This window comes from Mesorhizobium sp. B2-7-1, assembly GCF_006440735.1.
GTDB lineage: Bacteria > Pseudomonadota > Alphaproteobacteria > Rhizobiales > Rhizobiaceae > Mesorhizobium.
In genome coordinates this window covers 1-11,881 of the sequence record NZ_VFUA01000156.1, presented here as the reverse complement: position 1 = coordinate 11,881, position 11,881 = coordinate 1, and the positions used below count along the sequence as shown (strand labels likewise).

Sequence of the window (11,881 nt, the reverse complement as noted above, 5' to 3'; positions counted from 1 at the left end):
GCTGCGCAGCAGCCCCGTGCGGCCTAACGCTAACGCTGTCACCTATTCCCTGTCTCACAACAGGGGTGCAGTCCACTTCTATAGCCTACTGCCTATTCCCTACATTTTATCGATCACCGACCGGACCCCTTCCGTCGGCGCGTCGACCGACGAGCCGGCCACCATGATCGCGGCGACGATCGCCTCCGGGTCGTCGACCACCAGCGGCTTCACGCGATGCGCGGTATGGATGAAGCCTTCGGCCGACATGTGCTCGATCAGCGCCAGCATCGGATCCCAGAAACCCTTGATGTTGGCGAAGACCATCGGCTTGCGGTGGTGGCCGAGTTGGGCCCAGGTCATGATCTCGACGATTTCCTCCACCGTGCCGATGCCGCCCGGCAGCGCCACAAAGGCGTCGGATTTTTCGAACATGCTGTGCTTGCGCTCGTGCATGTTGTCGGTGATCAAGAGTTCGTCGAGCTTGTCGAGCGCGGTCTCGGTCGCCTCCTTGTTGATCAGGAAGCGCGGGATGATGCCGGTGACCTTGCCACCGGCCTTGAGCGCGCCATCGGCGACGGCGCCCATGATACCCTTGGTGCCGCCGCCATAGATCAGGCGCAAACCGGATTTGGCAAGCGAGCGGCCGAGTGTGTGGCCGGCCTTGATATAGGCCTCGTCGCGGCCCGGAGACGAGCCGCAATAGACGCAGACGGATCGAATCGTGTTCATGTCGATGATTGGTGATGGGGACGGTTGGCGCGGTCAAGCCCGCGGACGGGCTTTTTCTTGTGAGCATGGAGAAAACACGCTAGACCGGGCGTTAGGTGGCTAAGGGGGCAATAAAGAGTTATGGCTGTCAATCCATTGAAGGCGTTTCTGTTCGCGGCTGGCGGCTCGGTAGCCGTGGCCGGGACCGCCTACGTATCGGGCGCGCTCGATCCGTATCTCAACCAGAAGCCGGCGCAGATCGCAGCGCTGCCGCAAACCGGCACGAAGCCGGCTGAATCCTCAAGCACGAGCACTGAGGCGCGGGTGCCCCAGGCTCCGGCCAACACGATGGCTCCGGCCAACAAGATGGCACCGGCGAACAACGCCATGGCGCCGGCCAACGCAATGGCATCGGCAAACAATGCGACGGCCCCGGCCGCTCAATCGCCTGCCGCCGCAGCCGGCCCGACATTGCCGACCTTCGATGTCGTGCGCGTCGAAGGCAACGGCTCGATCGTCGTCGCCGGCAGCGCCGCGCCCAACGCCAAGGTCGAGATCCTGAATGGCGGTACCGTGCTCGGCTCGACCGATTCCGGCCCCGATGGCGCCTTCGCCATCGTGCTCGACGACCCGCTGAAGCCGGGCGACTACACGATCACGCTGCGCCAGACGGTTGGCGGCACTGCCGTCGCCTCGGCCCAGACCGCCGTCGTCTCGGTGCCGCAGAGCCCGACCGGCCAGGTGTTGGCCATGGTCGAGGAACCGGGCAAGGCCTCGCAGCTGATCACCGTTCCTGAGGCCGAGACCAAGCCGGCAGCGCCGGCCGCGACCGATCAGGCGACGGCAGCTCCGGCGACAACGCCCACCGCCACCGACCAGGCCCCGGCGACCGCGCCGGCAGCGGCCGCGGCGGTGGAGCCCAAGATCGCAGTCGAGGCGGTCGAGATCGACGGCAGCAAGGTCTTCGTCGCAGGCACCGCCGACCCGGGCCGCAAGGTGCGCGCCTATGCCGATGCCATCCTGCTCGGCGATGCAAAAACCTCGCCCGCCGGCCATTTCCTGATCGAGGCGACGCGCGATATCCCGGTCGGTAACTACACCATCCATGTCGACGGGCTGGACGATGACGGCGTCAAGGTCGTCGCCCGCGCCGCCGTGCCGTTCGAACGCGAGCCCGGCGAGTCGATCGCCGCCGTCGCCCCGAATGAAACCAAGACCGGCGAGGCCAAGCCGGCGGATACCAAGACCGCTGACGCCACGCAGCCGGCTGAGGCCCCGGCCACCGCGGAGGCCAATCCTGCCGAAACCACGACCGAGACAGCGACTGCCGATGCGGCCAAGCCCGCTGCCGCCGCCGAGGCTCCCGCCAAGGTCGCCGAGGCGACGCCTTCGACCGACGTGCCCGAGACGGTCGCGCCGAAGCTTGAACATGCCGACGGCGCCGTCATCATCCGCCGCAACGACACGCTCTGGCGCATCTCGCGCCGCGTCTACGGCCACGGCGTGCGCTACTCGACCATCTATCTCGCCAACAAGGACCAGATCCGCGATCCCGACCGCATCTGGCCGGGCCAGGTGTTCAAGGTGCCTTCGACTTCGAAGGAAGGCGAAGCTGCCGATATGAAGGCCATGGGCGAGCAGATGACAGCCGCGCCGGCGAAGACGGAGTAGGGGCCGCGATTAGCTGATCTCCCCCCTTGTGGGGGAGATTAGCTCTCTACCCATCCGCCTAGCTTGCCCTCGCATCGTCCATCGTCTATCGCCGATGCACGATGGACGAATCCCCAGAAAAGCGATGCAGCAATAACAGCCACGCCATGGCCATTCGCCTGGCGGCGCTCTCGCATCCGGCGCGCATCGAGATCCTGAAACGCCTCTCGGCCAGCCGTTGCTGCTCGTGCCGTGAGGTGGTCGATCATCTCGACCTTGCCCAGTCGACCGTCTCGCAGCATCTGAAAGTGCTGGTCGAGGCGGGGCTGGTCCGCTTCGAGGCCGATCGGCAGCGCTCGCGCTATGCCGTCGACCATGCCGCGCTCGCCGGCGTCTCCGCCTCGCTCACCGAACTCGTCGACTCCTGCTGCCCCAGCCATTCATCCAAAAGGCAAGACTAGTGGCCGAAAAAACCGTATCCGCCGAAGCCGACACCCTCACGACCCTGCGCAACCTCTGGCCCTATATGTGGCCGGCCGAGCGTGCCGATCTCAGAGCCCGCGTCACCTGGGCGACGCTGCTTCTGGTCGTCGCCAAGGTCACCCTGGTCGCCGGTCCTTATTTCTTCAAATGGGCGACGGACGCGCTCGCGCACGCCGCGAAGACGCCGCCGCCGCTGCCGGCCTTCCTGCTGGCGCCGGTGATGCTGGTCATCGCCTACAATGTGCTGCGCCTGATCCAGCTCGGCTTCAACCAGCTGCGCGACGCGCTGTTCGCCCGCGTCGGGCAATATGCGGTGCGCCAGCTCGCCTACCGCACCTTCGTCCACATGCATCAGCTGTCGCTGCGCTTCCATCTCGAGCGCCGCACCGGCGGCCTGTCGCGCATCATCGAGCGCGGCACCAAGGGCATCGAGACGATCGTGCGCTTCATCATGCTGAACACGGCGCCGACCATCCTCGAATTCGCGCTGACGGCCGGCATCTTTGCCTTCACCTATGGCTGGAAATATGTCGCCGTGGTCGCCGCCACCGTCACCGTCTATGTCTGGTTCACTGTCAGGGCGAGTGACTGGCGCATCTCGATCCGCCGCGACATGAACGACAGCGACACCGACGCCAACACCAAGGCGATCGACTCTTTGCTCAACTTCGAGACGGTCAAATATTTCACCAATGAGCGCATGGAGGCCGAGCGCTTCGACCGCTCGATGGCGCGCTATGAGATCGCCGCGACCAAGACTTGGACCTCGCTCGGCTGGCTGAACTTCGGCCAAGGGCTGATCTTTGGCCTGGGCACCGTCATCGTCATGTGCATGTCGGCGCTGGAAGTGCAGGCCGGCACGCAGACCGTCGGCGACTTCGTCTTCATCAATGCCATGCTGATCCAGCTTTCGGTGCCGCTCAACTTCATCGGCTTCATCTACCGCGAAATAAGGCAAGGCCTGACCGACATCGAGCACATGTTCGACCTGCTCGACGTGCCGCAGGAGATCGTCGACAAGCCGGACGCCAGGCCGCTCAAGGTCAGCGCCGGGAAGGTCGAGTTCAGCGACGTGCATTTCTCCTACGATCCAAACCGCAAGATCCTGAAGGGCGTCTCCTTCGAGGTGCCGGCGGGCAAGACGGTGGCGATCGTCGGCCCGTCCGGCGCCGGCAAGTCGACCATTTCCAGGCTTTTGTTCCGCTTCTACGACGTGCAGGGCGGCCAGGTGCTGATCGACGGCCAGGATATCCGCGATGTCACCCAGGAGAGCCTGCGCGCCATGCTCGGCATGGTGCCGCAGGACACGGTGCTCTTCAACGACACGATCGCCTACAACATCCGCTACGGCCGCGTCGGCGCAAGCGAGGACGAGGTGCGAAAGGCGGCCGAGCTCGCCCAGATCGGCCCGTTCATCGAGAAGCTGCCCGAAGGCTACCGCTCGATGGTCGGCGAGCGCGGCCTGAAGCTTTCCGGCGGCGAGAAGCAGCGCGTGGCGATCGCCCGCACCATCCTCAAGGCGCCGCCGATCCTGATGCTGGACGAAGCGACCTCGGCGCTGGACAGCCATACCGAGCAGGAAATCCAGGCCGCCCTCGACCTCGTCAGCAAGGGCCGCACCACCATCGTGATCGCCCACCGGCTGTCGACGGTGATCTCGGCCGACGAGATCATCGTGCTGAAGGACGGCCAGATCGCAGAGCGCGGCACACATGCGGCGCTGCTCGCCAAGCATGGCCTCTACGCCTCGATGTGGGACCGCCAGCGCGAGGCGACCGAAGCCGAGGAGCGCCTGCGCATCGCCCGCGAAAGCGACGAGCTTGGTGTTATCGTGAGGAGAAGGACTTCGGAGGTTAGCTAGCGCCGACTTCCCCTTCTCCCCCTTGTGGGAGAAGGTGTCGCCGAAGGCGACGGATGAGGCGCTACGCGCGGATCCACCTTCTCCCACAAGGAGAGAAGGGAAGGGCAAAATCCCCCTTGACCTCAACCTATCTTGAGCTTGCAAACCCTCTCCGAGCTGCCTGCCAGGCAACCCTTTCAATCGGAGATGGATGAAAATGACCACCAAAAACCACCGCACCGGCAGCGTGTTCCGGGTCGACAAATTCGTCGTGCCGGCGGCAGCGCGCGACGAAATCCTCAGCAAGGCCAGGATGACGCATGAACTGCTGCGTCAGCAGGAAGGCTTCGTGCAGGATTTCCTGCTCGAGCAATTCTCTGGCCCGGGCGAGTTCAACATCGTCACCGTGGTCGAATGGGAAAGCCAGGCCGCGGTCGACAAGGTGGTGCCGATCGTCAAGGCAGCGCACGAACGCATCGCCTTCAGCGCGCAGGAAACCATCGCGCGCCTCGGCGTCAAGGCCGACATCGCCAACTACCAGCGCGTGCCGGAGATGTAAGGCCTATATCCTGCCGGGCTGAAGATTGGCGAAAGCGGGCGCGGCAGCCAATCCCCCCCAAGTGGGGGAGATGTCCGGCAGGACAGAGGGGGGCGCTGTCCCGCCAGCGTGAGCAGGGATCGGGATCACGCTGGATATTGTTGCGTTGCGGCGAGGGGGGCTTTCGGCTATTGAGGCGCAACCTGAAACAGGGACCGCCCCCAGCCCTATGACGCTTCTCGACTCGGTCAAGAACACGTTCGTCCCGATCCATCGCGAAGGCTACCCCTTCATCGCCGCCTTCGCCGCGGCGACGCTGTTTCTCGGCTATTTCTCCTCGATCCTGTTCTGGATCGGGCTGATCCTCACCGCATGGTGCGTCTATTTCTACCGCGATCCCGAGCGCGTCACGCCAGTCGATGACCGTCTGGTGGTGAGCCCGGCCGATGGCGTGGTCTCGGCGGTCGGGCCTGCCGTGCCGCCGAGCGAGCTTGGCCTGGGCTCGGGCGAGATGACCCGCATCTCGGTGTTCATGAACGTGTTTTCCTGCCACATCAACCGCGCCCCGGTGCGCGGCCGGATCACGCGCATCGAGCATAAGCCCGGAAAATTCCTCAATGCCGAGCTCGACAAGGCAAGCGCCGAGAACGAGCGCAACGGCCTCGTCATCGACAGCCCGAACGGCACCATTGCCGCCGTGCAGATCGCCGGACTGGTGGCGCGCCGCATCGTCTGCTGGGCCGAGGCCGGCGGCTCGATCGCCATTGGCGAACGTTTCGGCCTGATCCGCTTCGGCTCGCGCGTCGACGTCTTCCTGCCGTCGAACGCCGTGCCGCGCGTCGCGGTCGGCCAGACGGCGGTCGGCGGCGAGACCGTGCTTGCCGAATTCGGCGGCACGGCGGTCACCCCATTGGTCAGGGTTTCCTGAGCGTTGGGCGCGCCGTTCAAAAAATTCGAGGCCCATGCCAGCGGCGGTCCGCGCATCCGCGAGATCCCGATGCGCATGGTGCTGCCCAATCTGGTCACGGTGCTTGCCATCTGCGCCGGCCTCTCGGGCATTCGCTTCGCCTTCGAGAACCGCTTCGAGATCGCGGTGGTCATGGTGCTGCTCGCCGCCTTCCTTGACGGCATCGACGGGCGGCTGGCGCGCATGCTGAAAGCCACCTCGAAATTCGGCGCGCAGATGGATTCGCTGGCCGACATCGTCAATTTCGGTGTGGCGCCGGCCCTGGTGCTTTATGCCTTCCTGCTCGATCGCGCCGGCTCGCCGGGCTGGATCGCCGCACTTCTGTTCACCATCGCCTGCGGCATGCGGCTTGCCCGCTTCAACGTGCTGGCCGACGACACCGACCAGCCGGCATGGCAGACCGAATATTTCGTCGGCGTGCCAGCCCCTGCCGGTGCTGTGCTGGTCATGCTGCCGCTCTATCTCTATTTCCTGCGGCTCGGGCTGGAGCCCACCCGGCCGGCCGCTTTCGTCGCCACCGGCTTCACCGTGCTCATCGCCTTCCTCCTGGTTAGCCGCCTGCCGGTCTATTCCGGCAAGAGCGTCAAGGTGCCGGGCGACAGGGTGCTGCCGGTGATCCTCGGCGTCGTCCTCTACGTCCTCTTGCTGATGACCTATCCCTGGTACACGCTGACCGCTTCGGTCGCCGGCTATCTGTTCTTCCTGCCGTTCTCGGTGCGCGCCTATTCGAAGCGGGCGAAGCTGGAAGGGGAAAAGGTGCCACCTTCGGATATCGGGTAGCGCCATCGCAAGTGAGGGGAAAAGCGCCGACTAGGAAAGTTGGGCGCTCGACGAGAAAAGCGGCCGCACTCTACGAAATCCCCTCTCTGGCATTTTCCAAGCACTTGCTCGGGGACAAGCCCGCTCGCAAATGCAGGAAAATGTTTGCCCCCCCCAAGGAGGGAGATAGCGCGGCGCCTATGCCGCCGCACTCAGCCCCAACCGATCGATCGCCAGCTTGCGCGCCGAGATGTAATCCGTCTTGCCCGAGCCCAGCACCGGGATCTCGTCCACCTTGATGATGTCGTTGGGCACCATCAACTCGGCCGCGCCGGCCTTCTTGCCGAACTGGCGCAGCTCTTCCGGGTTGGCGTCACCGGCGGTAGTGACCAGCACGATACGCTCGCCGCGTCTCTTGTCAGGCACAGCCACCGCCGCGTGACGCTCTTCCGGCCACAGCGATTGCACCAGCATCTCGACAGCGCCCAGCGACACCATCTCGCCGGCGATCTTGGCGAAGCGCTTTGCCCGCCCGCGGATGCTGATGAAGCCTTCGCGGTCGATCGAGACGATGTCGCCGGTGTCGTGCCAGCCCTCCAGCGGCTGCAATTCGCCGGGTCGGTCGGCGGTCATGTAGCCCATCATCATGTTGGGACCGTCGAGCCACAGCCGGCCGCCCTCGGCGATGCCTTCGACCGGCTCCAGCTTCATGCGGATGGCCGGCAACGGCCGCCCGACCGTACCGTCGCGGCCATGGATGGCGGTGTTTACCGCCACCACGGGCGCGGCCTCGGTCAGGCCGAAACCTTCGACGATCGAGGCCTGGAAACGGTCGCGATAGGTGCGCCGCGTTTCCGGCTTCACCGCTTCGGCGCCGGCCACGACGAAGCGCAGGCTGGAGAAGTCGCCATCCTTGGCGGTGCGCGCGTAATTGGCGAGGAAGGTGTCGGTGCCGAACATCACCGTCGGCTTCACCTTGCGGGCGATCTCCGGAATGATCTTGTAGTGCAGCGGCGAGGGGTAGAGGAACAACTTTATCCCCAGCACCAGCGGCAGGATGGTGCCGCCGGTCAGCCCGAAGGAATGGAACACCGGCAGCACGTTGAGCAGGATGTCGGCCGGCGAGACGGAGACGCGCGCCTCGGCCTGCATGACATTGGCAAGCAGGTTGCGGTTCGACAGCACGACCGCCTTCGGCGTGCCTTCCGAGCCGGAGGTGAACAGGATGACGGCTGGCTTCGAGGCTTGCTGCCGCTGCAGCGGGAAACGCCACAGAAGCGCGGCGGCGACCTTGTCCAGGGTCGTCACGCTGGCGCGCACATCTTCCAGCCACAGCATCTTGGCGCCGCCCGCTTCGACCGCGGCGACGATGTCGTCGATGGCGGCCTTCTCGATGAAGGCGCGGGACGAGATCACGGTGCGGATCACGGCGGTGCGGACCGCCGCGGTCACGCTCGCAGGACCGGCGGTGTAGTTGATCATCGCCGCCACACGGCCCGCGGAGATCAGCCCAACGAAGGTGAGTACCACGCCATTGGCGTTGGGCAACAGCACGCCGACCGCTTCGCCCGGCGCCGTCACCGTCTCGAAATGACGGCCGAGCACGCGCGCGCCGATGAACAGCTTGCGATAGCTGAGGGAGCCGGAAATCACGTCCTCGATGATCGGATGCGAGGGGCCGACGCGATCGGCCGCGTCCCGCATGGCGAGGAACAGGCCGCGGTCGAGATTGGTGCCGTAGAGCCGTGCCTCGGCGAACCGGTCGAACAGCGCGTTGGTGTTGGAAGCCATGTCGGGGTTGCGCGCCACCAGCTCGGCGACAGTCATCGGCTCCAGCACGCTTACCGACAGCCGCGGGAACCAGTGGCGCGGCGCCTTCTCCTTCGGCGTCAGCGACACCGGCAGGTCGCGCGTGCCGGCGACGAAGATCGGCACGATGCGGGCGTCGGCCTGCATGGCGATGCGGGTGATGGCGCGAAACAGTCGGAAGGATTTGACGTCCGGCTCGACATTGTCGGGCAGGTAGACGGCGAGCCGCCCCTTGCCCTTCAGCACGCGCACCAGCCGCCGGCTGACGAAGACATGCTCGGCATTGAAGGCAATCGTGCGAGCAAGCTCGCGCCACGGCTCCAGCCAGGGCGAGCGCGCCGAGGCCTCGTCCAGGATATGCAGCGTGTCGTCGGGAAGCAGCGACAGCATCAGCGCCGGCTCGATGCGCGACTGGTGCGAGACCACATAGATCACCGGCGTCTTGGCGCTGCGGGCAATGCGGATGCGATTGTCGGCGATGCGCCAGGCGAGCTTGAACGGCACATAGAGCAGCGCCTGGGTGAAGCGCAGGTCGAGCCGGAACCTTTCGATCACCGCGATCAGCAGCCAGGCAAGGACAAGGCCCGCCAGCAGCGCCAGGGTCAGGATCATGCCGCTCTCTCCCAGTCTCCTCGGCGCGGCTCTTGGGCGGCCGCTTCGGTGGCAGAGGGTAGCGGAAGTGGGGGCAAGGTCAATGCGGGCCGATACAGCGCTTCGATCGCCACTTGAAAAACTTCGACACATGTCGTAAATAAAGCGACACGTGACGGAGAAATAACATGGCCAGTTTCCCAACGGGGTTTGCCGAGGCGCCGCACATGGAGCCCGAGTTCGAACGGCTGGTCGATCTGTTAGGCGGGCCGAAGGTTCTTGGATCCTCGGTATCCAGCCCGCTCGAGGCCCATGAAATGATCCTGCATGGAATTCCAAGCCAGGCCCTGGAAAGCCTTGTCAGGCAGCTGACCGTCATTGATGCAGATGCCTTCGAGGCGGCATTCGGCATGAGCGAGCGGACATTTCAGCGGCACAAGTCGGATCACTCCAGGACGCTCAATCGGGAACAAGGCTCAAGGACATGGAATTTCGCCAGGGCTCTCACCAAGGCCACATCCGTTCTGGGAAACCAGGAAGCAGCCGAAAAATGGATGATTGAGCCCGCCATGGGCTTGGACAACCGGCGGCCGATCGATCTTTTGGCCACGGCGGCGGGCACCATCCTAGTACAGGAATTCCTGGAGCGGCTCGACTACGGTGTCTACGCGTGACGCCTTTGCCGGGTTCTCTCGGAACAGGCGACGTTCTTGGCTGGAGGCTTGATCACAAACGTTTCCAGGCAAGCTGGGACAGCGGCGAAGGAGCCTTCAAACTCGGAGGAAGGTGGAACAGCAAAGGGGTCAGGGCCGTGTACGCGTCCATCGACCCATCGACCGCCATTCTGGAGGTGGCGGTCCACAAGGGATTTCGCACGCTCGATATCGTTCCTCACGTGCTGACGGCATTAGACATCACCGATCCGTCGAAGATTCACGTCGTGGAAAAGGACGATATTCCGAACGCCAACTGGCTGCGTCCCGGCATTCCCGGCGCGGGACAGCAGAGGTTCGGCGACAGTCTGCTTGCCAGGCATCCCTTCTTTCTCATTCCGAGCGCGGTATCCCAGCACAGTTGGAACCTTGTGTTCGATCCTGGCCGGACGGCCGGCCTTTACAGGCCGCGTCTCCAGGAGGATTTCGCGCTTGATACGAGGCTTCATCCTCCTGCGGGATAGCGTCCCTCGGAGACAGCGAAGGCGCGCAAAAGCCTACGCCGCCGCCTTCAGCCTCCCGCTGATGAAGCGGAACTCCTGGCTCTTGCCGCCAAAGCCATAGGCCGCCGCCGGCACCTCGTGCACAAGCGCATAGCTTTCCTCATGCACGCCGCCCAGCAACCGGCCGAGAGCCTCGAAGATCGCCTTCAGATAGGCTTCGAGCTCGAGCTTGGTGTTGGTGCCGTCGACGACCTTGATGTCGAGCCAGAATGTGTTGGTGCCATGCTCCGCAAGCGACTTGCCGCCGGCGAACCAGTGCCGCGGGTCGATGTAATTGACCGCGACGGCGGTGATCGTCGGATCCTTGTGCAACAGCTTGGCGGTGATGTCGGTTGCCTCCTTGGCGATTGCCGCGGACAGCTTGGCATCGGGCTTGCCGGTGACGCTGATGTTGATGATCGGCATTTTTCTCTCCTTTGGCTTCGCGCGTCGCGCTTTCGATGGGAGAGATATGGGCTCGTCCATTCGTCAAAAAAATCGAATTGTTTTTGATAATTGCTTCGATATTATCGAAGTATGGAAACGCTCGATCCCGACCTTTTGAAAACCTTCCTCGCTTTCGTCGATGGCGGCTCGCTTGCCAAAGCCGCGTCCACGGTCGGCCGCACGCCATCGGCGGTGACCGCGCAGATGCAGCGGCTGGAAGAGATCGTCGGTGAACCGCTGCTCATCCCGCAGGGCAGGGGACGCGGGCTGACGCCGGCCGGCGAGGATCTTGTCGGCCATGCGAGGCGCATCCTTGCCGTCCACACCGAGGCGTGGCTGGCGCTGAAAGGCGCGCGCGCCGGTGGCCGCATCGCCATCGGCACGACGCAGGACTTTGCCGACCAAGGCCTGCCGGACCTGCTCAGGGCCTTCGCCGTCAGCCATCCGCGCGTCCGGATCGAGCTGCGCGTCGGCCGCTCCCTGGAGCTCGGGTCGGCCCTGCAGGCGGGTCAGTTGGACCTCGCGATCACCATGCGCCATGCGGCATCGCCGGACGAAGCGGCGCTGATCAGCGAGCCGATGCTGTGGCTTTGCTCGGAAAAAGGCCTGGCGACGCGGCAGGAAGCCGTGCCACTGGCGCTGCTCGATCCCTATTGCGGCTTCCGCGAGGCCGCGCTCAATGCGCTTGACGCCGCCGGCCGCCGCTACCGCATCGCCGCCGGCAGCGCCAGCCTCGCCGGCCTGCGTGCCGCGGTCGATGCCGGCATCGCGCTGACGCCGCGAACCCGGCGTTTCGCCCATTCCGGCATCGTCGAGGCGTCCGCCGATTTCGACCTCCCGCCGCTGCTACGCTGGCTGGCGGTGTTCATCGGCTTCGTCGGTGTGTTCATCGCCTGCGATCCGACACGGCTC

At 64.9% G+C, this 11,881-nt stretch carries 12 protein-coding genes; 9 read left to right on the top strand and 3 right to left on the bottom strand.

What is annotated here, in order from left to right:
* Window positions 1-99 precede the first annotated feature (99 nt).
* Entirely contained in the window at window positions 100-711 is a 612-nt protein-coding gene (locus FJ471_RS32620; RefSeq protein ID WP_140809730.1) for a TIGR00730 family Rossman fold protein, read from the bottom strand.
* 120 nt (window positions 712-831) lie between these two features.
* On the opposite strand from FJ471_RS32620, the gene FJ471_RS32615 reads away from it, so the two are divergent.
* From FJ471_RS32615 to FJ471_RS32590, 6 genes are all read left to right on the top strand, one after another.
* The gene (locus FJ471_RS32615) at window positions 832-2,361 is read left to right on the top strand and encodes a LysM peptidoglycan-binding domain-containing protein (protein ID WP_140809728.1); all 1,530 of its coding nucleotides are present in this window, start codon (window positions 832-834) and stop codon (window positions 2,359-2,361) included.
* 146 nt (window positions 2,362-2,507) lie between these two features.
* Window positions 2,508-2,801 carry a metalloregulator ArsR/SmtB family transcription factor gene (locus tag FJ471_RS32610; protein ID WP_224668814.1) on the top strand — a complete coding sequence of 98 codons (294 nt, stop codon included), beginning with the start codon at window positions 2,508-2,510 and terminating at the stop codon, window positions 2,799-2,801.
* On the top strand, window positions 2,801-4,684 hold the full coding sequence (locus FJ471_RS32605) for an ABC transporter ATP-binding protein/permease (protein ID WP_140809724.1): 1,884 nt from the start codon (window positions 2,801-2,803) through the stop codon (window positions 4,682-4,684). Before FJ471_RS32610 ends, FJ471_RS32605 begins: the two co-directional genes overlap by 1 nt.
* 196 nt (window positions 4,685-4,880) lie before the next feature.
* On the top strand, window positions 4,881-5,222 hold the full coding sequence (locus FJ471_RS32600) for an antibiotic biosynthesis monooxygenase (RefSeq protein WP_181179906.1): 342 nt from the start codon (window positions 4,881-4,883) through the stop codon (window positions 5,220-5,222).
* A 169-nt stretch (window positions 5,223-5,391) separates the two neighbouring features.
* Window positions 5,392-6,129 carry a phosphatidylserine decarboxylase gene (locus FJ471_RS32595; protein WP_281408552.1) on the top strand — a complete coding sequence of 246 codons (738 nt, stop codon included), beginning with the start codon at window positions 5,392-5,394 and terminating at the stop codon, window positions 6,127-6,129.
* Between the two features lie 75 nt (window positions 6,130-6,204).
* The gene (locus FJ471_RS32590) at window positions 6,205-6,948 is read left to right on the top strand and encodes a phosphatidylcholine/phosphatidylserine synthase (protein ID WP_246684892.1); all 744 of its coding nucleotides are present in this window, start codon (window positions 6,205-6,207) and stop codon (window positions 6,946-6,948) included.
* 177 nt (window positions 6,949-7,125) lie between these two features.
* On the opposite strand, the gene FJ471_RS32585 is transcribed toward FJ471_RS32590, so the two are convergent.
* Window positions 7,126-9,348, bottom strand: a complete 2,223-nt coding sequence (locus FJ471_RS32585; RefSeq protein WP_140809716.1) for an AMP-binding protein — start codon at window positions 9,346-9,348, stop codon at window positions 7,126-7,128.
* 167 nt (window positions 9,349-9,515) lie between these two features.
* Here FJ471_RS32585 and FJ471_RS32580 point away from each other — a divergent pair, with 167 nt between their 5' ends.
* Window positions 9,516-10,001 (top strand): antitoxin Xre/MbcA/ParS toxin-binding domain-containing protein, encoded by a 486-nt coding sequence (locus tag FJ471_RS32580; protein WP_140809714.1) that lies wholly within the window; start codon window positions 9,516-9,518, stop codon window positions 9,999-10,001.
* The gene (locus tag FJ471_RS32575) at window positions 9,998-10,504 is read left to right on the top strand and encodes an RES domain-containing protein (RefSeq protein WP_140809712.1); all 507 of its coding nucleotides are present in this window, start codon (window positions 9,998-10,000) and stop codon (window positions 10,502-10,504) included. Before FJ471_RS32580 ends, FJ471_RS32575 begins: the two co-directional genes overlap by 4 nt.
* Before the next feature lie 33 nt (window positions 10,505-10,537).
* Here the strand turns inward: FJ471_RS32575 and FJ471_RS32570 are convergent, their stop codons facing one another.
* Window positions 10,538-10,948, bottom strand: a complete 411-nt coding sequence (locus FJ471_RS32570) for a 4-oxalocrotonate tautomerase family protein (RefSeq protein WP_140809710.1) — start codon at window positions 10,946-10,948, stop codon at window positions 10,538-10,540.
* A gap of 111 nt (window positions 10,949-11,059) precedes the next feature.
* Between FJ471_RS32570 and FJ471_RS32565 the strand changes: the two genes are divergently transcribed.
* Window positions 11,060-11,881 (top strand): LysR substrate-binding domain-containing protein (locus FJ471_RS32565; RefSeq protein WP_140809708.1); only part of this gene is annotated, 822 nt, incomplete at its 3' end.

Excerpts from the sequence above, each read along its gene's own strand:
- FJ471_RS32620 (WP_140809730.1), bottom strand. The coding sequence starts at position 711 with ATGAACACGATTCGATCCGTCTGCGTCTATTGCGGCTCGTCTCCGGGC.
- FJ471_RS32615 (WP_140809728.1), top strand. The coding sequence starts at position 832 with ATGGCTGTCAATCCATTGAAGGCGTTTCTGTTCGCGGCTGGCGGCTCG.
- FJ471_RS32610 (WP_224668814.1), top strand. The coding sequence starts at position 2,508 with ATGGCCATTCGCCTGGCGGCGCTCTCGCATCCGGCGCGCATCGAGATC.
- FJ471_RS32600 (WP_181179906.1), top strand. The coding sequence starts at position 4,881 with ATGACCACCAAAAACCACCGCACCGGCAGCGTGTTCCGGGTCGACAAA.
- FJ471_RS32590 (WP_246684892.1), top strand. The coding sequence starts at position 6,205 with ATGGTGCTGCCCAATCTGGTCACGGTGCTTGCCATCTGCGCCGGCCTC.
- FJ471_RS32585 (WP_140809716.1), bottom strand. The coding sequence starts at position 9,348 with ATGATCCTGACCCTGGCGCTGCTGGCGGGCCTTGTCCTTGCCTGGCTG.
- FJ471_RS32580 (WP_140809714.1), top strand. The coding sequence starts at position 9,516 with ATGGCCAGTTTCCCAACGGGGTTTGCCGAGGCGCCGCACATGGAGCCC.
- FJ471_RS32570 (WP_140809710.1), bottom strand. The coding sequence starts at position 10,948 with ATGCCGATCATCAACATCAGCGTCACCGGCAAGCCCGATGCCAAGCTG.